Here is a 23,800-nt window from a genome sequence, read left to right on the forward strand (position 1 = left end):
TGTCATGTCCTTAAAGTCATTAGCTGCTCAATTATTTGCGAAAAATATTCATCGAAAGACCAAAAAATGGGTCGACAACCCGATTGCGGCACAAAAAAATGTCTTTACCGAACTTGTGCAAAAAGCAAGTAATACAAAATTTGGGCATGATCATGACTTTAAAAATATAAATTCCCACGCCGATTTTGTCAGGCTAGTACCTGTAAGAGATTATGAAGAGCTCAAGCCGTACATAAATAAGGTCGTTGCAGGGGAAAGTGATATTCTTTGGCCTGGCAAGCCTATTTATTTTGCCAAAACATCGGGTACCACCTCAGGTTCGAAATATATACCGATAACCGAAGAATCTATAAAGAAGCAGGTAGAGGCATCTCGAAATGCCATTTTGAATTACATTCATGAAACGGGTAATTCAGATTTTGTAGATGGAAAGATGATTTTTCTTCAAGGAAGTCCTGAACTTACCGAAAAAAACGGCGTAAAATTAGGTCGCCTTTCGGGCATATCTGCCCATTACGTGCCTAACTATCTACAAAAAAACCGTTTACCTAGCTGGGAAACAAACTGCATTGAAGATTGGGAGACCAAAGTAAATGCAATAGTAAATGAGACGGTTAATGAGAACATGACCGTTATTGCCGGCATACCTTCTTGGGTACAAATGTACTTCGAAAAATTACAAGCCAAGACAGATAAGAAGGTTGGTGACCTTTTCAAAAACTTTCAGCTCTTTATTTATGGGGGGGTCAATTATGAACCCTATCGGGCAAAGTTCGAGAACCTGATAGGACGAAAAGTCGATAGTATCGAATTATTTCCTGCCAGTGAAGGCTTTTTTGCATATCAAGATTCACAAAAAGATAAGGGGATGTTGCTCTTATTGAATCATGGTATCTTTTATGAATTTATCAAATCCGAAGAGTTTTTTGATGAGAAGGCCAAAAGAATTACGCTGAAAGATGTGGAGCTTGAGGTTAACTATGTAATGATTATCTCTACAAATGCCGGTCTTTGGGCCTATAATTTGGGAGATACCATTCAGTTTATTTCTAAAAGTCCCTTTAAAATTATTGTTTCCGGTAGAATTAAACACTTTATCTCGGCCTTTGGCGAACATGTTATTGCCAAAGAAGTAGAGCAGGCCATGCAAGAAGCCATTTCGGAGACCGATGCCAGGGTAAACGAGTTTACTGTGGCACCTCAAATAGTTCCTGAACGAGATGAGCTTCCGTATCATGAATGGTTGATTGAATTTGAAAAGTTGCCGACAGATATGAACAAGTTCATTAGTACATTAGACAACTCGTTGCAACGGCAAAACAGTTATTATTTTGATTTAATCGACGGTTCCATATTACAGACTTTGAAAATCACTTCTATAAAAGAGGGGGGATTTAACGAGTATATGAAATCAATAGGAAAACTGGGCGGTCAGAATAAGGTACAGCGGTTGTCAAACGACCGAAAATTGGCAGATGGCTTACATCAGTTCAAAAACCTGTAATTTTAATTGTAATTTTGATTGAAATGCTGTTATGGGCAAAACAACTGACACAACTCGCGCACAAGAATCCACCAACGCCATTGAGCGCTTGTATATTACCATGCGCCATTTGTTCAACCGTGGTTTTTATAAGCCTACAGGGGTTTCTGGTGAATCGTTAAAAAATGCATTATTACAATTACGGCCTGAAATTTATGGTTCTGTTGCCGAAGAAAAAGCAGAGCTCAGCGGTTTGATCTATGTGTTGGAACGCCTTCCCGAGGGTATTGAACAATGTCGTTTCATCAATTTGACATCTGATGAGGGTTACGGGAAATCGCAATTTAAGGCTATTGTTCCCCCGAAAAGAAGAAGAAACTGCTACCGCATCGATGAAGAACAGATGAACATTGAGATTACTCGTGGGCGATCTGACATTTACGATATCTTGACCCACCTTACTTTTTTATTCATCGAATCTGAAAAAATTTGTAAACGTGTTTTAATAGAAGATACAGACAAGACTATCCGCGATTGGACAAAGTTGGAAGCAGCAGCCCAAAAAAATCAACTTACACAAAGTGAAAGAGAGGTAGCCTTAATACATACGGCGAATATCTTAGCAAGACCGTTCGAAGAAATTATGGATATCCATAATTTCTTGGCTACAAAAAAGAATCCAGAGCGTTTTCTTAAAATCATCTATTGGTTGGGCAAGTTGGCTATTGAGGAAGAATTAACAGGAGACAAAAGGGTCATAACTTTTAGCGCGTTATTACGTGAACGTTTAGGGCATCATATCCATGGGGAGCGCTGGGCGGTATCCATCAAAGATGTATTGGCGAAAAAAGGACTATTAAAAAGACCCATACATATTATTAGCGCGAATATGCATAGCGTAATGAATTCTTTGTTTGCCCGTAAAGCATTGTCTAAGGAATTTACCGATAGTGATGATTCGCTAAAAATATTTCAAGCATTAAGTTCCAGCCAGAATCTGGCTTTACAGAATAAAGTGAGTGCTGCTGCGAAGAAGAACGGTATGATTGCCATAGATGACTTGTCGGGTACCAATATTGATGTTCAGATTTTTGATTTGGCAAAATTGGGTCCTAGTGCATGCTGTTACGAAATGTCTGCGGAAATTTCAGAGGGCCAAAAACCTGTTATATTTGTCATGGACTATGCCTTTGGCGAGCAGGCCTATGAAACCATAGATGAACTTTTAAAGCCTTATAAAACCAAAGGCCGCAAAGATGTCTTTTTAAATATAGCATCTATATCGATTATGGGAAAGGCAGGCATTTTAGAGGGGGGAAAAGGTGATTTGATGATTCCATCGGCTCATATTTTTGAGGGAACGGCCGATAACTATCCTTTTAAAAATGAATTGTCCGCTTTTGATTTTAAAGGTCACGGTCTAGCGGTGTTTGAGGGGACCATGGTCACAGTTTTGGGCACATCACTACAAAACAAGGATATTCTGAAATTTTTCCACCAATCCACATGGAATGTTATTGGTCTAGAAATGGAAGGGGTACACTATCAAAAGGCGATACAATCGGCCTCAAAAATACGCAAGAGTATACGAGAAGATGTAAAGGTGAGATATGCCTATTATGCATCTGATAATCCGCTTGAAACAGGAAGCACATTGGCTTCTGGAGGGCTAGGTACCACAGGTGTAAAGCCTACTTATTTGATAACAGACAAAATTTTACAACAAATATTCAATTCATAGTATATGGGAAATCAAGTACCCTCTCAGAAACCTTCTGAGTCAGAAGAAATAGATTTGGCACAATTGTTCAGAATGGTTAGAACAGGCCTAGATAATATAGCTGAAGCATTCTTAAGGATATATTTGTTCCTTAGAAGAAATGCATTAAAGTTGGTCGGACTTGTTATTTTGGGTGTCGCGATTACTTTGGTACTCAATATGTTGGTTCCTGAAAAATTAAAAAATGAAGTTATTGTAAGGTCCAATTTTGACAGTAGAAATTATTTGTACGATGCGATTGAGGAAATACAAGCTAATATCTCTGCAAAAGACACCATTTTCTTACGAAAACTGGGTTTAGAACAGTATAATTTTAAAGGTTTTAAGATTGAGGTTGAACCTATTGAAGAATCAAAGGAGGAATTGGACAAGGATCATATAGAGCAGCAGATGAAGTATTTAGAACTTCTTCAAAATTTCAAGGACGAAAACTTTGTTCTCGATATTATACGGTCAGAACTCAACCGTAAAAGTATTTTGAATCATCGCATTGTATTCAATTTTGGGGTTGCGAACCACAGTGAGGAAATAGTTCAAAAGGTAATGGAATACCTAAACAATAACACTTATTTTAAGGACGTTAAAGAAATATACCTACAGAATGCTTCAACTCGGATAACCCAAAACACAGAGTTGGTAAGGCAGATAGATGAACTCGTTTCAAATTACTCCAAAGGTTTAGCCGGACGCAATGATAAACGTGATCAAGCCACAATTATCATGGAGGGTGAAAATGGACTGAACATTCCAAGCCTCTTAAGTTTAAAAGCTAGACTCATAAAGGAAATTGAAGAAAAGAAACTCGATATTGTTCAGCAAACGGGGACTCTGACTATTGTTAACTTTGGAGAAACTCATAGAGTTAAGAAGCCTTTCTTTAGCAAAAGAATCGTTGCCTTTCCCATGTATCTAGTCATTGCCTTTTTTGTTGTTTCTTTTATAATGTATCTAAATAGGAAGGCTAACCAACTATCATAATGGCTCGGAATTTATATTCTTATCGCCCTATATTGATTACCGGAGGTGCTGGATTCATAGGAAGTAATTTTATACCCTTTTTTTTAAGGCAAAACCCGTTGGTACATGTCATAAATCTTGATAAGCTAACGTATGCTGGAAATCTAGAAAATTTGATAGAGGTAGAAAACAACGAGCACTACACGTTCTTAAAAGGCGATATTTGTGACGAAGAGCTTGTTGAACAAATTTTTGATCAGCATAAGATTGAGGGGGTTATTCATTTTGCTGCCGAGTCACATGTTGACAACTCAATAGAAAAGCCAGCCGATTTTATCAAGACTAATATCAGAGGCACTTTTACCCTGCTAGAAGCAGCAAGAAAATTTTGGTTGAATTCGATTGGTCAGACAAGGAAAGGTTTTGAAAACGCTCGTTTTCATCATATTTCGACCGATGAGGTTTATGGGAGTTTGGGAGCAACAGGTTTTTTTAATGAAGAAACCCCATATGCACCCAATAGCCCTTACAGTGCTTCAAAAGCTTCATCGGATTTCTTGGTAAGAAGCTATTTCCATACGTATGGTCTACCTGTAATCACAAGTAATTGTTCTAATAATTACGGCCCACATCAGCACGATGAAAAATTGATTCCTACCATCATTCGAAAAGCATTGGCAAATGAACCTATACCTATCTATGGAGACGGCCAAAATATTAGGGACTGGCTTTACGTCATAGACCATTGTCGAGGTATCGATGCGGTATTTAATAAGGGCGAGATTGGCCAGACTTATGTTATAGGGGGTAATAGTGAATCCAATAATTTGTACATTGCCCAAACGATATGTAGCACTTTAGATGATCTTGCCCCAAAAAAAGGAGATAGTTATAAAAAGCAAATCAAATTTGTCAAAGATAGGCCTGGTCATGATTTTCGTTATGCGATCGATGCCACGAAAATAAAAAAAGCGTTAGGTTGGCAACCCAAAGAAAGTTTTGATTCGGGAATTCGTAAAACCATAGCATGGTACCTAAATAAATATCAAAAAGTATAAAATGAAGGGAATAGTTTTAGCGGGAGGTACTGGAACACGCTTATATCCTATAACTATGGCGGTTAGTAAGCAGTTGATGCCAGTTTACGATAAACCCATGATTTATTACCCCCTAGCTACGCTAATGTCCAGTGGTATTCAAGATATATTAATTATTACAACCCCTGAAGATCAACCGTTGTTTAAGAAACTACTAGGAAACGGAGCGCAGTTTGGTTGTAGTTTTCAATATGCCATTCAGAAAAATGCAAATGGCTTGGCGGAGGCATTTATAATCGGTAAGAATTTTATTGGTAATGACAAAGTTGCCTTGATATTGGGAGATAATATTTTTTATGGTTCAGGCTTGGCTTCACTTCTTCAACAAAACAACGATCCTGATGGCGGAGTAATTTATGGGTATCATGTTCAAGATCCAGAACGGTACGGTGTAGTTGACTTTGATTCTAATGGTATGGCGATTTCAATCGAGGAGAAACCGCTTCACCCAAAATCTAATTTTGCGGTTCCCGGTATCTATTTTTATGATAACGATGTGATTGAGATTGCAAGGCAAATAAAGCCTAGCCAAAGAGGGGAGCTCGAAATTACCGATATCAATAGGGAATATTTAAAAAGAAATAAGCTTAAAGTAAGTATTTTGGATCGCGGTACAGCCTGGCTCGATACTGGAACTTTTGAATCGTTAATGCAGGCATCTCAATTCGTGCAGGTTATTGAAGAACGACAAGGCTTGAAAATAGGGGCTATAGAAGAGATAGCTTACAGTATGGGCTACATTGACAAAGAACAACTACATCGTTTAGCTAAGCCCTTAATAAATAGTGGATATGGTAGTTATCTTTTAAATCTTTCATAACACATAATTGGAAAATTAGTGAAAGTTACAGAAACTCAACTTAAAGGTTGTTTTATTATCGAACCGGACATATTTCAAGATGATAGGGGTGTTTTCTTTGAATCGTATCAAAAGAAAAGATTTGAAAGTGCAATTGGGAAAAGTGTAGCTTTTGTACAAGACAATCAATCGATATCAAAGCAAGGAGTGCTCAGGGGATTACATTTTCAGAAAAAAGAGCACGCCCAGGCGAAGTTGGTTCGGGTAATAAGAGGTGAAGTTTTAGACGTGATTGTAGATTTAAGGGTAGACAGCGACACCTTCGGAGAACATTTCAAGACAAAGATATCTAGCGACAATCACAAAAGTATTTTTATACCAAAAGGTATGGCCCATGGTTTTTTAACTTTAAGCGAAGAGGTAATCTTTGCTTATAAATGCGATGACTACTACCATAGTGGGGCCGAGTGTGGTATTATTTATAATGACCCCGATTTAAATATAGATTGGGGCGATAGTGACAAAACGATTTTCCTTTCTGAAAAAGATAGACATTTGCCTCGTTTTAAAGAACTCTTTTCATGAAAAACGTTTTGGTAACAGGGGCAGCGGGGCAGTTGGGTAGATGCATCAAAAAAGTAGCATCTAATTATAAGTCTTTATCCTTTGTTTTTAAAGATTCTAAAGATCTCGATATCACGAATAAAGAAAAAGTAGACGCTTTTTTTATTTCTGGAAATTTTGATTTTTGTATTAATTGTGCGGCGTATACCAATGTTGATGATGCTGAGCGTTTTCCTGAAATGGCCTATGCCGTAAATGCAGACGGCGTTAAGTGTTTGGCCGAGGCATGTAGTTCCAATGATGTGAAGTTGATTCATATTTCAACGGATTATGTTTTTGATGGAACGAAACAAAGTCCATATCTTCCCGAAGATGTTCCAAATCCTATAAATGCCTACGGCAAATCAAAACTTAGAGGAGAAAAGTATATACAAGAATTTTTAGAACAGTATTATATAGTAAGAACATCATGGTTGTACTCAGAGTATGGGAACAATTTTTATAATACAATTCTCAAAAAAGCTAAAACGGAAAAGAAACTCTCCATAACTACAGATCAAATCGGTTGCCCGACAAATGCCAATAATTTGGCCCTATTTTTAATGGGATTTCTGAAAGCAGCAATCAAACCGTACGGTATTTATCATTTTACGGATGGTGAGGCTATGACGTGGTACGAATTTGCTGCAAGAATACTACGCGAAAACAGGATGGATGACGTAGTTCGTCTAGAAAAAGTAAAGAATTATCGTACTTTTGCTGTTAGACCTAAGAATAGTGTTTTAAAGATTAGACATGATTAGGTAAAAGTATATTAGAATAAAAATCGGATTTTTTTGAAATTATGTGTGAAACTATTAAAAAAGGTCTCGTGGGGTAAAGAGGTTCAAAAATTTCGAAAAAAACAAATTGAAAAGGTATGGGCACCAAATCAACACCCTTTAAGCGTCAATAGGTTGCTTTCTTTTTTAAAGATTGGTCCGGGTTATGTTTGCTTGCATACAAGCATGAAAGCGATAATTACCATAAGAATTGAGGTTTTTCGTGCTTTTGACAAAGGGTCTGAGTTGTGCATGCTCATTTCTAGAATTGGCTCACCACAGGCAAGAAACGGCGTTTATTCAACAGGTTACCTCTTTTTGAAAAAATTAAATTATCGATAAAAGTCAGTATGCTTTTTAACTCCATTGATTTTGTCATTTTTTTCCCTGTAGTATTCGTTTTATACTGGGTTTGTTCCACGAATTTGCGTCTACGTAATAGTTTTATCCTAGCATCCAGCTATGTATTTTATGGATGGTGGGATTGGAAATTCCTCGGATTAATCATTATTAGCTCATTTGTCGATTATTATGTAGGAAAAAAACTGGGAAAAGAAAAAAGTGAAAAAAGAAGAAAATTGCTGCTCTATCTGAGCTTATTTGTCAATTTGGGATTTTTATTGTATTTCAAATACTTTAATTTCTTTATAGATTCTTTTGTAAGTGCGTTTACACTTTTGGGAAAGCCGTTGGAAATTTCCACTTTAAACATTGTTCTGCCAGTTGGAATCAGTTTTTATACTTTCCAGACATTGAGTTACACCATTGACGTGTATAGAAACAAATTAAGACCTACAGATAATATCTTATCCTTTTTTGCCTTTGTTGCGTTTTTCCCTCAATTAGTGGCTGGCCCAATTGAAAGGGCTTCACATCTTTTACCGCAATTTTCCAAATTATACCGATTCAATACTGATGAAGTTCGTTCTGGGTTGCAACTAATGCTTTGGGGCCTTTTTAAGAAGGTTGTTATAGCGGACAGATTGGCTATTCTAGTGAATACCGTCTATAATAATCCTGGGGCGTATAGTGGAATAGATTTTACAATTGCCACATTGTTTTTTACTTTTCAAATTTATTGCGACTTTTCCGGTTATTCCGATATAGCAATTGGTCTTGCCCGAACCATGGGCTTTGATCTCATGAAGAATTTCGATAGCCCCTATTTTTCCAAATCCATTACCGAATTTTGGAGAAGGTGGCATATATCTTTATCTACATGGTTTAGGGACTATGTTTATATACCTCTAGGGGGAAGCAAAAAAGGAAAAAACAGAACTTATATAAATCTTTTCACAGTTTTTTTGGTTAGTGGGCTCTGGCATGGAGCGGCTATAACCTTTGTTATATGGGGAGCCCTACATGGTGTTGTCATCGTGCTAGAAAAAGCTACTAAAACAATAAGGAATAATGTGTTTCGATTAATAGGACTTGATAAGGATGTTTTTTCCAATAGATTGTTTTTTGGGTTCGTTACATTTTCCATTGTTGCATTTGCTTGGATATTTTTCAGAGCTAATAGTTTTTCGGATGCCCAGCTTGTTATTTCTAAAATAGTAAGTTTAGAAATGTCTGAATTGAGTAAAGATATAGGATTATCCAATTTTAATTTCAATTTATCTATTGTTTTAATATTCACTTTGATTTTGATAGAGTATGCGAACAAACGTATATCTTTTAGTGGTTTTGTGAATAGCCAAAGTCGGGTTTTTCGATGGGCAATTTATACGGTTTCTATTCTCTTCATACTTTTTTATGGGGTATATGGTGAAGATTCCCCCGAGTTTATCTATTTCCAATTTTGAGATATATGAAAATATTTTTTTTAAGGGTGTTCATCTTTATTTGCCTGCTCTTCTGGCTCATAAATGCTATTAGTGCTCTTTTTGTCGAACCCAAACATTTTATGAACACCATAAATGATTTTAATAGAATTGTTGACGAGAATAAAGAGATAGACATCGCTATGTACGGTAGTTCACATGTCTATTCAAGTTTTGATCCTCGAACTATTGATAGTATCGTTCAGGCTAGAAGTTTCAACTTTGGTAGTGCGGCACAAAGAATAGCGGTTACTAAATATGTGGTAGGAGAATCTTTTAAAAAGATAAGGCCAAAAGTTGTAGTTATTGATTTATATGCATCCTCTATTAAGTCACCCAATGATGATGAGAGCCTATCTCATCAAAAACAAGCCTATAATTTTTTCGCTTTCTCATTTGATAAATTAAAGTCTATTATTGAGGTTTTCCCATCAAAGGAGGTCCTAGAGATTGCGTTTCCCGTTTTTGACAGAAAAGATTATCGACTAAATTTTGATAATATTATTTTCAATAAGGATTATAGATATAAAACACATGAATTAATGTGGGAATATCGTGGCTTTGCCGGGCTTCCATTTAAAATGAAGCAAGACAAAAAGTTCGATTCCAATTTATTTGTTGATTTTAGCAAAAAAGGTCAAGCAGAGTCAGGGCTTACAAAGTTTACGAAAGAGGAAGAAAGAAACATAAAAGACTTGATAAATAAAGCAAAATCCCAAGGAGCAAATGTGCTAATAGTAACGGCTCCATTTCTGCCGGCAATGGTAGACCCAAAATATGCTGCTTTTCATAGGTTAATTGATAGTATATGTATTGCTAACAATGTAGGTTATATTGATTTTAATTTTTTGGGGAGAGAACTCAATTTAGATTTTAGCGATTTTAGAAATGCTTGGCATTTGAACCAGTTTGGGGCTAAAAAAGTAAGTTCGTATTTGGGCAACTATATAAAAACCAATTACGATTTGCCGAATAGGAGCAAAGAAAAAGATTGGATCAGTGAACAACCAGTGAATACCCTTCAGTATTTATCACAAACTTATGAAGACCAAAGCCTACAAGTAGATGAGAAATTGATTGATAGTATCAATATAGTTTCTTTTGGCTGTTTTGATGAAGGTGATATGAAAACTTTTATTTTTAAGTTGAATGATGACATTGAGACGCAAGTTCTTGAAAAATACAAATTGGGTCTATATCTTTATGCCTATGACGATGATAAGAACTTATTGTCCGATAAAGGCAGAAATTTCGAATCTGCAAATTTTTCACCAACAGTGATTCAAGTAAATGGGAATAGATATATTGTTAAAAAAATAAGAACTACGTTGACGAGGTTTTCGAAGATTAGGTTCTTTTTGTTCGATACATCAGGGTATAAAGGAATAATCGGAAATGCCATTGAAATTGAAAATATTCTAGCACACCAAAAATCAAATTAATAATATGATATTGGTCTAATATTTTTTTAAAACCCATAATTGGCGCACTTTTAGGTGAAATGCTAAAAGTAGAGCGGCTTTAATTTTCGCTTAACAAAATAATTTAAAACAGCTTAGATGGAAATATTGGATTTAATAGGCAGAAAGCAAGAGTTGTTTCTTGAAGATATTTGTAAGAATGAAAAGGAGCTTTCTGTTTGTGTAGCTTCTTCTTCTTTCTTGGTTATCGGTGGGGCAGGATCCATAGGTCAGGCGGTAACGAAGGAGATTTTTAGGAGAAACCCTCTAAAGCTTCACGTTGTTGATATTAGTGAGAACAATATGGTCGAGCTTGTCAGAGATATCAGAAGTTCTTTTGGGTACATAGCGGGTGATTTTCAGACCTTCGCACTTGACATAGGATCCGTAGAGTATGATGCTTTTATTCAGCAAGACGGCCACTATGACTATGTGCTGAACTTATCGGCCTTAAAGCATGTACGTAGCGAAAAAGACCCTTATACTCTCATGCGAATGATTGATGTAAATATTCTGAATACACAAAAAACCGTGCAACAGGCTATTAATAAGGGCACAAAAAAATATTTTTGTGTTTCTACCGATAAGGCCGCAAACCCCGTAAACATGATGGGGGCTTCCAAGAGAATTATGGAAATGTTTTTGATGCGTAAGAGTGAGGAAATAGATATTTCGACAGCCCGTTTCGCTAATGTGGCCTTTTCCGATGGATCTTTACTTCACGGGTTCGATCAACGAATAAAGAAGCAACAACCTATTGTTGCACCTAATGATGTGAAACGCTATTTTGTAGTGCCCAAAGAATCTGGAGAACTCTGTTTGATGTCCTGTATTTTTGGCGAAAACAGAGATATATTTTTTCCGAAGCTCAGTGAAGACCTCCATTTGATTTCTTTTGCGGATATAGCTGTAAGATATCTGGGCCAACTGGGGTTTGAGCCTTATTTGTGCGAAAGCGAAGAAGAGGCAAGAGAACTCGTCAAAACGCTTCCTGAAACTGGTAAATGGCCTTGTCTATTCACTAAAAGTGATACTACTGGCGAGAAGGACTTTGAAGAGTTTTTTACTTCAAAAGAGGTTTTGGATATGGATAAGTTCCATAATCTTGGAATAATAAAAAATGCTCCTACGTACGATAATGAAAGATTAGAGCAATTCCAAAAAACAATTGCCCAACTCAAAGCTGCCAAAGCGTGGCGTAAAGAAGATTTGCTACATTTGTTTTTTTATATGATACCCAATTTTGGTCATAAGGAAACGGGAAAATATTTAGACGGTAAAATGTAGTCTTAATGATGGTCGAACAACTTATTAATTTTACACGGGAACTATATGGTACTGATGGGTTTATTCCGCTTCACGAGCCTCGTTTTATAGGTAATGAAAAGAAATACCTTAACGAATGTATCGATTCCACTTTTGTTTCAAGTGTGGGTAAATTTGTGGATCGGTTTGAAGATGAGGTGGCCCGATTTACTGGTGCCAAATATGCCATAGCTACGGTCAACGGAACTGCGGCATTACACATTGCTTTGCTACTAGCCGGGGTAGAGGAAAATGACGAGGTTATTACCCAGCCCTTGACTTTTATTGCTACCTGTAACGCTATTAGTTATATAGGAGCACATCCAATTTTTACTGATGTCAATATGAGCACTCTTGGCCTCTGCGCGGAAAAATTAGAGCACTTTCTTTCTCGAAACACTGAAATAGTAGACGGGCGATGTATAAATAAAAAAACGAAACGAATTATAAGGGCCGTGGTTCCCATGCACACATTCGGGTTGCCTGTTCGAATTGATGAATTGCTTGCCGTTTGCGAAAAGTATAAATTGAAAGTTGTTGAAGATGCCGCGGAATCTTTAGGAAGTTACTACAAAGGGCATCATACCGGAACCTTTGGTTTATTGGGAACCTTAAGTTTTAATGGGAATAAGACGATTACAACAGGAGGTGGGGGTATGTTGCTCACCAATGACGAAGCACTGGCCAAGAAAGCAAAACATATTACTACGACCGCAAAAATCCCCCATCCATGGGATTTTGAACACAATCTAGTCGGGTATAACTATAGATTGCCCAATATCAACGCAGCTTTGGGCTGTGCCCAGATGGAAGTCTTACCTGAGTTTATTAAAAGAAAAAGAAAAGTCGCTGAACAGTATGATGCTTTTTTTAAAGACAAAGCAGTTGTATTTGTTAAAGAACCTGAAAACACCAGTTCAAATTATTGGTTAAATGCTATATTGGTCAAAGACATTGACGAACGTAATGCATTTTTAAAAGAAACCAATGACAATGGCGTTATGACTCGGCCCATCTGGAAGTTAATGAACCACTTACCCATGTTCAAGAAGGCACAGATCGGTAATTTGGAGAATGCCATTAATTTAGAAGAGCGTGTCATAAATATACCGAGCAGTGTCAGAATCTAAAAACCTATTTTTTTTGGGCTATTCGGGCCACGCCTATGTGGTGCTTGACGTAGCCTTGGCCAATAACTATAATATCCAAGGTTATTTCGATAATAAAGAGGCTGCTTTTAATCCATATAAGTTACCCTATTTAGGCGATGAGTGCACCATTGACATAACAAGTATTATTGAAAACGGTTGTATTTTCCCGGCTATGGGTTCTAATAGTATTCGTAAGAAACTAATTACCTTTGTTAAAGATTATGGTCTTAATCAAATAGAATTAATTGATCCAAGTGCTTGGGTTTCTCCCAAGGCCTGTATCGGCAGTTCTAGTGTGGTTGCACCGAATGCAATAGTAAACAGTTTGGCCGAGGTGGGAGATGGATGTATTATAAATTCCGGGGCGGTAATCGAACATGAATGTAAAGTCGGCAATTTTAGCCATATTGCCCCAGGTGCAGTGCTGGCCGGTAACATTGTTTTGGGGAGCCTTACTTTTGTAGGAGCCAATGCTGTAATTAAACAAGGAATAACGGTTGGGGATAATGTCACGATCGGTGCCGGATCCGTGGTGTTGAAAGATATCCCGAACGGAGAGGTCTGGGTGGGAAATCCGGCGAAACGAATAAAATAGAATGAAAAACAAGGTGCTGATTATTGCAGAAGCTGGAGTTAACCATAATGGAGATATCCATTTAGCCAAAAAATTGATTGATGCCGCCGTCACTGCCGAGGTAGATTTTGTGAAGTTTCAGACGTTTAACTCAAAAAAATTAGTAACTAGAAATGCCGGGAGGGCAACTTATCAAATTGAGAACACCAACAATTCTTCCGACTCGCAATTGACAATGTTGCAAAAGCTCGAACTGAGCAAAGATGATCATCTCGAACTTATTTCGTATTGTGAGACAAAAGGCATAAAGTTTCTATCGACGGGCTTTGACCTTGATAGTCTCGATTTTTTGAATGAATTGGGTATTCCTTTGTTCAAAGTGCCCTCTGGGGAAATAACAAACCTTCCATATTTGAGAAAAATCGCTTCTTTTGGTAAGCCAGTGGTCATATCCACAGGAATGGCTGATTTACGGGAAGTCGAAGATGCATTGAATGTTGTTTTGAATGAAGGGGTTGACAAGAAAGATATTACAATCTTGCACTGTAATACCGAGTATCCAACACCCATGGAAGATGTCAACCTCAGGGCCATGATTTCTATTAAGGAGAAGTTGAATGTAAATATTGGGTACTCAGACCACACCCTAGGTATAGAGATTCCCATTGCAGCGGTAGCAATGGGCGCTACAGTTATTGAAAAGCATTTTACTCTGGATAATACGATGGAAGGCCCAGACCATAAAGCTTCATTGGAACCTAGTGGGTTGAAGGCAATGGTTTCGTCTATAAGAAACATTGAGCGGGCACTGGGCCATGGCAGAAAAGAACCCAGCCCCAGTGAAATGAAAAATAAAGCTGTGGCAAGAAAAAGTATAGTGGCCAATATGGAGATTGAAAAGGGAGCCATTTTCACAGTAGACAATTTAACCATAAAGCGACCTGGAACCGGTATATCTCCAATGCTTTGGGATGAAATAATGGGAACAAAGGCGACAAAACACTATAGCGAGGACGACTTAATCTGAAAGCACATAAACGTGTAATCGGATAAAAAGGCAGTATCGAACAATAAACATTGAATACCCTAAGCCAGTAAATTTAAAGTAATGAAAAAAATAGGTGTCGTTACCGGAACCCGAGCTGAATATGGCCTTTTAAAGCCGTTAATCAAAGTGCTCGATAAAGCCGAAAACTTGCAACTACAACTATTGGTTACTGGAATGCATCTAATGCCCGAATTTGGAAACACCTACCTTCAGATAGAAAAAGATGGATTCCATATTGATGCCAAAATCGATGACGGTCTTATCGGTGACAGTGCTATCTCCATTACAAAAGCTGTGGGCAACGCGTTAGTCGGTTTTGCCAAGGCGCTCAAAAATTTAAACCCGGATATGATAATAGTATTGGGTGACCGGAGTGAAATTTTTGCAGCCGTAACGGCGGCTATGATGACAAATATCCCTGTAGCACATATACATGGAGGCGAAACCACGGAAGGAGCTTACGACGAATTTATACGGCATGCCATAACCAAAATGAGCCATTTACATTTTACCTCGACGGCAACCTATCGCAATCGGGTCATACAATTAGGAGAGCATCCAAGCAGGGTTTTTAACGTCGGGGCGATAGGTGTCGACAGTATTCGTCAGGTGAACTTTTTAGACAAAGAAGCCTTTGAGGAGTCCATTTCCAAAAAATTGGATAGAATGGCCGTTTTGATTACTTTTCATCCGGTAACCTTAGAGAACGCCACCGCCGCCTCCCAATTTGGAGAATTATTGAAAGCCCTTGATCTAATGGCGGACACAACTTTAATTTTTACCAAACCTAATTCTGACAGAGATGGGCGGATAATCGTAAAAATGATTGATGAATATGTTACAAAAAATCCTCAAAAAGCAGTCGCATTTACCTCCTTGGGACAACTACGGTACCTATCTGCACTAAAATACGTAGATTTTGTCATCGGCAATTCCTCTAGTGGCATTTTAGAAGTTCCCTACTTTAAAATTCCTACCATCGATATAGGAGATCGACAAAAAGGCAGACTTGCTCCGGAAAGTGTAATCCATTGTTCTCCGAAATTTGAAAACATAAATGAGGCTATTGTAAAGGCCAGAACAAAAATTTTCCTATCTTCCATCCAAGACCAACCTAGTTTGTACGGTGACGGGCATGCGACGGGAAAGATTATCGAGCAAATTAAAATATTTGATGTTTCGAATACTAAAAAGTCGTTCTACGACCTAAACCCAGATTGTTTTGAGAAATTTTAGAGACCACCTAATATTAACGGGAAGTTCCATAAAGGATGCGCTATTCAAACTGAACGAATTGGCCAAGGATGCCATTTTGTTTGTTGCTGACCCTGAAGGTAAACTCGTAGGTTCTTTAACTGACGGTGATGTCAGAAGAGGGCTTTTAAGAGGGATAATGATAGACAATGTGATTGAAGATATCATCCAAAAAAATCCGCGCTATATCAGAAAGGAAGAAGGAGATATTCAGAAAATAATCGAGTATCGCGAAGGCAATTTTCGGATTCTACCTGTAGTTGATAAAAATCATAAAATTGTCAACGTTATCAATTTCAGGGAAATGCGTTCATATTTACCTATAGACGCGGTAATAATGGCCGGAGGACGGGGCGAAAGATTGCGCCCTTTGACCGATAGCACTCCAAAACCTCTGCTTAAAATTGGGGATAAACCTATAATTGAACATAATATAGATCGATTGGTTGCTTTCGGAGTCGATGATTTTTGGATTTCCGTAAGGTACTTGGGTGAGCAGATAGAGGCGTATTTTAAAGATGGCTCCGAAAAGAATATAAAGACCAAGTATTTATATGAAACAAAACCATTGGGGACCATTGGAGCGATAGCCAATGAAAAGGAATTTTTACATGACTATATTTTAGTCACCAATTCTGATATTTTGACCAACCTAAATTATGAAGATTTTTTCTTGTCGTTTGTTGAGTCAGAAGCAGACTTGTCGGTAGTTACCATTCCCTATGAGGTTAATGTCCCTTATGCCGTGCTTGAAACCACTAACAAACATGTAGTAAGTTTTAAAGAAAAGCCGACTTACACCTATTACTCTAATGGGGGTATTTATTTGATGAAAAAAAAGATTTTGGAGCTAATTCCCCAGAATGAATTTTTCAATGCTACAGATTTAATGGAAAAGCTTATAGGAGAGGGGTATAAGGTGCATTCCTATCCGCTGCGAGGGTATTGGTTGGATATTGGAAAGCACGAAGATTTTGAAAGGGCACAAGAAGACATTAAACATATAAAATTTTAGAATATGCTGCCAAAGGATACTCCTTATTTGATAGGGGAAACGGCATTTCATCATCAAGGTGATTTGACCTTTTTAAAACAATTGATAGACCACGGTGCAACCGCTAAGGTAGATGCCATTAAGTTTCATTTGTTATTGGATCTCGATGATTATTTTGTAAAAGACCATGAAGCTTATGACGCGTTGAAAGAATGGTTGTTTACCGAAAATGAATGGAAGGAAATAATAGATTATAACGAAGGCAAAGGGATTGATTCAATTGTATTATGCAATGATCCAAAAGCAGTGGATTTCGTTTTGGATTACGAAGGAAATTCTATAAAGGCCATAGAATTGCACGCCACAGGGCTTAACGATTATCTTTTGTTGGAAAAATCGGCAAAGTTTAATGGAACTGTGATATTGGGTGTAGGCGGGTCATCTATCGATGAAATTTCATATGCCATTGACATGTTGAATAGATTAGGCAAGGATGATATTTTTTTAATGTACGGTTTTCAGAATTATCCGACACGCTACGAAGATATTAACCTTAGGAAAATGATTAAGCTCAGGGCGCTTTTTGATTTACCGGTGGGTTATGCAGACCATACTGATCCGGCCAACGAGCACAATGAATTGATATCGACCATGGGCTTGGCCATGGGCGTAAATGTATGTGAAAAACACTTTACTCATGCCATAGGGGAAAAACGGATTGATGGCCAAGCTGCCGTTAGCTTAGATCAATTGAAAAAAATAAGGACACTTATGGATATTATCACAACTAGTTTGGGTGATGGAAATCTCAAAATGTCTGATGGCGAGTTGGCTTATGGCAACACCGGACCTATGAAAAAAGCCATTGTTGCCGAAACACCAATAAAAAAAGGAGACGCCATAACTATTGATAATATTGGTTTCAAACGAACCAATGAAGGCACATATATGCTGCAACAGTTTTTGCCAAGAATATTGGGTCTAGTTGCTAATAAAGATATTGCTAAAGATAGCTTTATTGATTTTTCCAATGTCGATTATAAATTCAAAAAAGCCAACAGCGACCAATTCAAAGCCAATCTCAAATAAAAGAATATAACCCTGAGGTTAAAAATCATAAAAGCAACGTAGACCAACATAGAATGAAAATTGGATATTTTATAACAGCGCGCCTCAAAAGCAGTAGACTTAAGCAGAAAATTCTATTACCACTGCATGGTGCAACTGTTTTAGATCATGTAATCAATCGCTGTAAACAGGTTAATGGCATTGACGGCATCGTTCTATGTACTTCCACTAACCCTCAAGACGCTAAATTGTATAATTATGCCCTGGACCATAAAATAAAATTCTATGCTGGCTCTGAAGACGATGTGCTCAAGCGACTTTTAGATGCAGCCAAGTATTTTGGTTTTGATGCTTTTGTGAGTATAACAGCCGATAATCCTTTGCATTCTATTTATGTTGCTAACCTTATTGTTGACTGGGTAACTGTGAAACCGTCTGATTTTGTGTTTACCTCGGGCCTGCCAATTGGCCTTACCCCCTATTTTCTAAATACTAAAGCTTTGGAAATAGCAGTTGGGATGAAGGAAAAAACAGATTCTGAAATTTGGGGTCCATTTGTCAATCGTCCTGATTTTTTTAAGATTGGATATCTTGATTTACAAACGTCTTTGTTCGACAAAGACATACGTTTGACCTGTGACTATATCGATGATTATGAAGTTATAGCTAATATCTTTTCCCAGTTTGGGGAACACTACGAACCTAGTATTTTCGAAGTGTCTAATTTATTTAAAGAGGGCAAAGTTTTAAATACGAACGGGTCAATTACTCAGGCCGCCGTGCCATTAAAAATCATCGCCGATATTAAAGAAACGTTTGATCAGCGAAAAGAAAGAGGGATGAAAATTGCAGAAAAAATACAGCATGATCTTATTCCTGGAGAAAATAAACTAAAAATTACATTATGATTTTTGATGATATCGAAAACGCTGAATTTTATTACAATCTAGGCCCGAATATTAAAAGGGGACTGCAGTTCTTAAAAGAGAATACCAATTTAGAAACACTTCCTCTTGGTAGAGTTGAAATTGATGGAGATAACATATTTGCCCTAGTGCAAGAATATGACACAAAGGCTTTTGATGGCGAAATGTGGGAAGCACACAAAAAGTATTTTGATATACAATATGTGGTCAAGGGCACTGAACTAATAAAAGTTACGCGAATTGAGAATTGTACGCCAAGAACGCCTTATAATGCCGAGGGTGATTATTGGTTATTCCAAGCTGATGGCAATAGCATTACTGTAAGAGCAGGTCAATTTGTTCTCTTGGCACCAGAGGATGTTCACCAGCCAGGAATCGTATGTGGCAACAACACAGAAAAGATTCGGAAAATTGTTGTAAAAGCAAGGATATAGATCTCATTGTATGCCGGAAAACAAAAAGAAACTCGCGAAGAACTCACTGATTTACGCGTCGTTCACCCTGCTTCAAAAGGGATTTGCTTTTTTTCTGATTCCGCTTTATACCATTAAACTGTCTCCTGATGAATATGGAGTATTGGGTATTGTAATGGCTGCAATACCTTTTTTTGTGCTTATTGCCGGGTTGTCCTTAAGAGGTTCTACGGCCTATTTTTACTATGAGTATAAAGACAGTGACAAAGACTATCTAGCCTCCCTTTGGGGCTCTAGTTTCACCTTAGTGCTTATTGTAAGTTTTCTTTTCACCGGAACTCTTTGGTTAGCCAAGGCCCTTTTGCTTGAGTACGTATTTAAGGGAATTCCTTTTGATCCCTATATTTTCCTTGCACTTATCAGCGTTTGTACCCAACCCATATACTATTATTATCAATCTATGTTAAAGGCAAAGCAGGAAGCAAAAAAGGCTGCCCTGCTTGATTTTATCTACTTCGTTATCATCGTCGGCTTGACCATTGTTCTAATACTTTATTTTGATTATAAGGCCGAGGGAGCTCTTTTGGCTTTGGCAGTATCTAATATAATCTTTTTTATATATAGTATTTATGGAGCATCTAAAGAAATACGGTTTGGAATCAATGTCAATGCTATCAAGAAAACACTTAACTATTCCCTTCCAATATTACCTCATAATCTGTCTGCATGGGCAATGAACTTGGCCGATAGATTGATAATTAACAATCTTTCTACACTCAGTCTAGTTGGGCTTTTCGATATAGGCGCACAGTTAGGCAAACTTATAAATATTGTTACTCTGGGTGTTAATTCAGCATATAGCCCATGGTTTTTCGAACAAATTAAGACCAACAAAGAACATAAAATAACCATAGCGCTGATAACGGAAAAAATTCTTCTATTTTATATTCTAATAGGTATTGCGATTAGCTGGTTTTCGCCTGAATTTTTAATGATCATCAGTAAACCTGCTTATCATGGCGCTTGGGTGGTAGTACCATTAATTGCATTTGCATTTGTCTTAAATGGGTTTTATTATTCCTTCAGTAATGTTTATTTCCTTGAAAAAACGAAGTATTTACCCATTATAACGCTGGTAGGGGCGGTATTAAATATTGCATTTAACTTTGCTTTGATACCCGTATATGGAATTATGGGAGCGGCTATTGCCAGCCTGTCATCTAAGATGATTTTTGTGATCATTGCCTATTTTGTAAGCCAAAAGTTGTTCTTTATTCCCTATAGGCTAAAGAAGATGACACTCTGGTTTTTATGCGGATTAGTAATTTCATGGCTCCCATATATTATGCAATCCAGGGTCGAGTCATATTCCATATTTTCCGTAATATTTGTAAAAGCCCTTTTTCTCATAGCAATGATATTTCCTATCTTTTGGATAAATAGAAAACTAGTGTATGAATTTGTAGTCAAGCGGATGCCAAAAAAATGAAGGATTGTAAAGAAAAAAATGAACCAAGCAAAAAATTTGGGGCCATAAAACAAACAAATGAGCTTTTTGATATAGAAAAAAACTTTGATGTTGGGTCGGCTCGTATTTCAAGATTATCTACCTGGCCGCTCGTTCGTCACACCTTTTATTATCAAATATTAAAAAAAAATATTGGCTTTAGTTCAAAATTTCGAACCACTAGTAAAGTTCAGCTCATAAAAAATGGGCTTTATGGTGTCAGGAATCTTCTTAGAATAAAAAAGTTCGATTATCTTTTTTTTAATAATGCAGATAAAAGAAATCTGGTCGTTGATAAAAAAAAATATGATGTTTTCTTTGATGCCTGGGCCGATAAACTAGGGCAAGATCGCTCACTTTTCATAGAATGGGCAATTGAAAAGCATTGGAAATCAAGTGAGGTATATTCGAAGCATGTAATTTCTGACTTGTTTGTTAAATTCGGAAGTTTCCTGTTCACCCTTTTTACCAGAAAGCAAATCAGCGCATTTGAAGCTCTGGAAAAGGTAAAGCAGGAATATCAACTTGAGATAGATATTAAAAAAGAAGTTAACTCCATGTACGGCAAAATTCGCTTTTATAGGTTTTTGCTAAGATTGATTCGACCAAAGGCTATTTTTTTGATAAGCAGTTTTACCAAAATGGATTTGGTTGTCGCTGCCCACCTAGAGAATGTAAAGGTATATGAGGCCCAACATGGCTATATTGGGGACAACCACCAATTCTACCTTTCTTATCTGAATTTTGGAAGTCTCTATTACCCCGATTTTTTGATTGCTTTTGGTAACCAGGAAAAAAACGTGCCTGTTGACCATTTTATTTTTAAACAACAACAGATTATTCCTGTTGGGAGTCTCTATTTAGAGCATGTTAAGAGTAACATCAAGAATAAGTACCTTGCGGAATTGAAGGAGAGCTATACCAAAATATTCTGCGTGACTTTGCAAACAGTGGAAGAAACGCATCTATTGGATTTCATTATGAAAGAGGCACTGAAAAATAAAGAATGGTTGTTTATTCTTAAGCCAAGGAATTTCAATCATCTTGACTATTCCAAATATACCCAAGTTAAAAACGTTGTTCTTTTTCCTGAGTATAGTGTTTATGAGATTCTTAAATATTCAGATTATAACATCACTATTTATTCGACAACAGCGGTAGAGGCAGAAATGTTCGGGGTCAAGACGCTCTTTTACAATATTGGGGGTTTGTCAGAGAAATATTTCAATGTAAGAAAGATGTGTGCCTCAATTGTAGATGCCGAGATAGGAATTGAAAAGGAAGCACTCATGGGTGGTCATAGTTTTGTCCCTTACTTCAAGTTGGGGTATCATGAAAATGTTAAAAATACCGAGCTATCTTGAAAAGTTTAATATTCATACTATTGGTTCTTCAGCCGTTGGTCAATAAACTTACTTTGAAATCAGGTGTTCCTTTCGATGTATACAATGAGCTCATAAGCTTGGCTGTTTTTCTACTATATGCCCTTCAGGTATTACAAAAAAAGAAGATTGCAAGTATTGCATTACTATTTCTAATCTTGGTTGCTTACATGACCTTAAATGTAGTTGCCAAAAACATATACCCCCTAGGGTTTTTACAGATTGCTATATACAGCCAATGGTTTTTTTATTTTCTGTATTATCACTCATTGAGTGAAGACGCCAAGATAAGGACTATGGTTGACATTAAGTATATACTTGATAAAGTGCTTATTTTCATGGTTTTTTTCGGGGTTTTTGAATTATTTTTTTATGCAGAGTACCGAGCATTTTTAGATGTTAAAAGTTTTAATAGGGGATTGGGTGGATTTTACATGGTCTCGATTTTTGGATCCGGGGCAAGTTTGGCCAATTTTATGAGTTTTTATCTGATGGTATGGTTTTATTTTCATTATGGGTTAGGCTATAGTATAGCAAGAAAAGACAAGATATTTCTCGTAATTGCTTTTATGTTCTTGGTACTATCCTTTTCGCGAAAGGAAGTGCTTTTCATGTTTTTGTTTTTAATGTTCTTTCCCTTCTCATACCGCTCTACCCTTAGAAAATGGTTTAGAAAAATCATATTATTTGCCGGTGTTGTTACCGGCCTATTAATATACTACTTGGTCTTTTTTTCGGAAGCTAATCAAGTGGCTTTCGGAGATAAGTATATTCGTTGGCGCATTGCTGGTAAATCTGGGGAAATACTAATGGATAATCTGCCTTGGGGCACTGGTGTTGGAACTTTTGGATCAAGAGTATCTTTGATGGTTACCGATATTTACAAGAAATATGATATTGGTCCTGAAATGTTGGGTTATAGATCTTTGGGTCAGCTACGGGGCCCCATATACGACGCTTTTTTCTTTACATTTACAACAGAAATGGGTATTGGCATACTGCTGTTTTTATTTTTCTTCTTTAAACTTTTTAATGCAAGGGCATTGAATGAAAATAAAGCAAAGACTTATATCAAAAACTTTTTGATTCTCTATGTTCTTGGGTTAAGCGTTTTTCAGCCTGTTTTAATAAGTTCGTTCGGATATCTATGTGCTATCTTTTTAGGATTATCTATTCATCGAATTCCATTGCTAAAGTTTAGGACATATGCGAAAATTTAAGTTGATAATCTATTACCTTTTGGTTCAAAATCTGCCTCATTCCCGGTTTTTGATGTTAAGCAATGCAATTAGAATTTGGTATATGTCCCGAATTCTAAAAGTTATGCCATATGATAGTAACTCGAAATTCGAGAACAATATTTATATATCCGATGGGCGACATATTGAGATTGG

The 23,800-nt window shown here is 37.1% G+C and carries 21 protein-coding genes; all 21 read left to right on the top strand.

Features of this window, described 5'->3' with window-relative positions; genetic code table 11:
* Positions 1–4: 4 nt before the first annotated feature.
* A complete protein-coding gene (locus tag BLS33_RS11795) occupies positions 5–1,504 on the top strand; it encodes a GH3 auxin-responsive promoter family protein (protein ID WP_089889007.1) in 1,500 nt (499 codons plus the stop codon).
* A 31-nt stretch (positions 1,505–1,535) separates the two neighbouring features.
* The gene (locus tag BLS33_RS11800; protein WP_089889010.1) at positions 1,536–3,224 is read left to right on the top strand and encodes a DUF6909 family protein; all 1,689 of its coding nucleotides are present in this window, start codon (positions 1,536–1,538) and stop codon (positions 3,222–3,224) included.
* A 3-nt stretch (positions 3,225–3,227) separates the two neighbouring features.
* Positions 3,228–4,241, top strand: coding sequence for a hypothetical protein (locus BLS33_RS11805; RefSeq protein WP_089889013.1), 1,014 nt, complete (start codon positions 3,228–3,230; stop codon positions 4,239–4,241).
* The gene (rfbB, locus tag BLS33_RS11810) at positions 4,241–5,278 is read left to right on the top strand and encodes a dTDP-glucose 4,6-dehydratase (RefSeq protein WP_089889016.1); all 1,038 of its coding nucleotides are present in this window, start codon (positions 4,241–4,243) and stop codon (positions 5,276–5,278) included. The genes BLS33_RS11805 and rfbB overlap by 1 nt, the downstream gene beginning before the upstream one ends.
* Position 5,279: 1 nt before the next feature.
* Positions 5,280–6,137 carry a glucose-1-phosphate thymidylyltransferase RfbA gene (gene rfbA / locus BLS33_RS11815; RefSeq protein WP_089889019.1) on the top strand — a complete coding sequence of 286 codons (858 nt, stop codon included), beginning with the start codon at positions 5,280–5,282 and terminating at the stop codon, positions 6,135–6,137.
* 18 nt (positions 6,138–6,155) lie between these two features.
* Positions 6,156–6,701: a dTDP-4-dehydrorhamnose 3,5-epimerase gene (gene rfbC, locus BLS33_RS11820; RefSeq protein WP_089889023.1), complete on the top strand. Its 546-nt coding sequence runs from the start codon at positions 6,156–6,158 to the stop codon at positions 6,699–6,701.
* A complete protein-coding gene (gene rfbD / locus BLS33_RS11825; RefSeq protein WP_089889026.1) occupies positions 6,698–7,483 on the top strand; it encodes a dTDP-4-dehydrorhamnose reductase in 786 nt (261 codons plus the stop codon). Before rfbC ends, rfbD begins: the two co-directional genes overlap by 4 nt.
* A gap of 368 nt (positions 7,484–7,851) precedes the next feature.
* On the top strand, positions 7,852–9,306 hold the full coding sequence (locus tag BLS33_RS11835) for an MBOAT family O-acyltransferase (protein ID WP_089889032.1): 1,455 nt from the start codon (positions 7,852–7,854) through the stop codon (positions 9,304–9,306).
* Positions 9,307–9,311: 5 nt separating this feature from the next.
* A complete protein-coding gene (locus BLS33_RS11840; protein ID WP_089889035.1) occupies positions 9,312–10,766 on the top strand; it encodes a hypothetical protein in 1,455 nt (484 codons plus the stop codon).
* Positions 10,767–10,883: 117 nt separating this feature from the next.
* Positions 10,884–12,071, top strand: a complete 1,188-nt coding sequence (locus tag BLS33_RS11845; RefSeq protein WP_089889038.1) for a UDP-N-acetylglucosamine 4,6-dehydratase — start codon at positions 10,884–10,886, stop codon at positions 12,069–12,071.
* A 5-nt stretch (positions 12,072–12,076) separates the two neighbouring features.
* Positions 12,077–13,219 (top strand): LegC family aminotransferase, encoded by a 1,143-nt coding sequence (locus BLS33_RS11850; RefSeq protein ID WP_317039851.1) that lies wholly within the window; start codon positions 12,077–12,079, stop codon positions 13,217–13,219.
* The gene (locus tag BLS33_RS11855; protein ID WP_089889041.1) at positions 13,206–13,835 is read left to right on the top strand and encodes an acetyltransferase; all 630 of its coding nucleotides are present in this window, start codon (positions 13,206–13,208) and stop codon (positions 13,833–13,835) included. Before BLS33_RS11850 ends, BLS33_RS11855 begins: the two co-directional genes overlap by 14 nt.
* Position 13,836: 1 nt before the next feature.
* Entirely contained in the window at positions 13,837–14,841 is a 1,005-nt protein-coding gene (neuB, locus tag BLS33_RS11860; protein WP_089889044.1) for an N-acetylneuraminate synthase, read from the top strand.
* An 81-nt stretch (positions 14,842–14,922) separates the two neighbouring features.
* Entirely contained in the window at positions 14,923–16,098 is a 1,176-nt protein-coding gene (gene neuC, locus BLS33_RS11865) for a UDP-N-acetylglucosamine 2-epimerase (RefSeq protein WP_089889047.1), read from the top strand.
* Complete coding sequence (locus tag BLS33_RS11870; protein WP_089889049.1) at positions 16,085–17,131, top strand: nucleotidyltransferase family protein; 1,047 nt, start codon at positions 16,085–16,087, stop codon at positions 17,129–17,131. The genes neuC and BLS33_RS11870 overlap by 14 nt, the downstream gene beginning before the upstream one ends.
* A gap of 3 nt (positions 17,132–17,134) precedes the next feature.
* Complete coding sequence (locus BLS33_RS11875; protein ID WP_089889053.1) at positions 17,135–18,199, top strand: N-acetylneuraminate synthase family protein; 1,065 nt, start codon at positions 17,135–17,137, stop codon at positions 18,197–18,199.
* Positions 18,200–18,252: 53 nt separating this feature from the next.
* Positions 18,253–19,086, top strand: coding sequence for a cytidylyltransferase domain-containing protein (locus BLS33_RS11880; RefSeq protein WP_089889057.1), 834 nt, complete (start codon positions 18,253–18,255; stop codon positions 19,084–19,086).
* Positions 19,083–19,538 carry a NanQ anomerase/TabA/YiaL family protein gene (locus BLS33_RS11885; RefSeq protein ID WP_089889060.1) on the top strand — a complete coding sequence of 152 codons (456 nt, stop codon included), beginning with the start codon at positions 19,083–19,085 and terminating at the stop codon, positions 19,536–19,538. Before BLS33_RS11880 ends, BLS33_RS11885 begins: the two co-directional genes overlap by 4 nt.
* Positions 19,539–19,548: 10 nt before the next feature.
* A complete protein-coding gene (locus tag BLS33_RS11890; RefSeq protein ID WP_089889063.1) occupies positions 19,549–21,006 on the top strand; it encodes a lipopolysaccharide biosynthesis protein in 1,458 nt (485 codons plus the stop codon).
* On the top strand, positions 21,003–22,388 hold the full coding sequence (locus BLS33_RS11895) for a hypothetical protein (RefSeq protein ID WP_089889066.1): 1,386 nt from the start codon (positions 21,003–21,005) through the stop codon (positions 22,386–22,388). The genes BLS33_RS11890 and BLS33_RS11895 overlap by 4 nt, the downstream gene beginning before the upstream one ends.
* A complete protein-coding gene (locus BLS33_RS11900) occupies positions 22,385–23,626 on the top strand; it encodes a hypothetical protein (RefSeq protein ID WP_089889070.1) in 1,242 nt (413 codons plus the stop codon). Before BLS33_RS11895 ends, BLS33_RS11900 begins: the two co-directional genes overlap by 4 nt.
* Positions 23,627–23,800: the final 174 nt, after the last annotated feature.

The organism is Kriegella aquimaris (assembly GCF_900103215.1).
GTDB classification, from domain to species: Bacteria; Bacteroidota; Bacteroidia; order Flavobacteriales; family Flavobacteriaceae; genus Kriegella; species Kriegella aquimaris.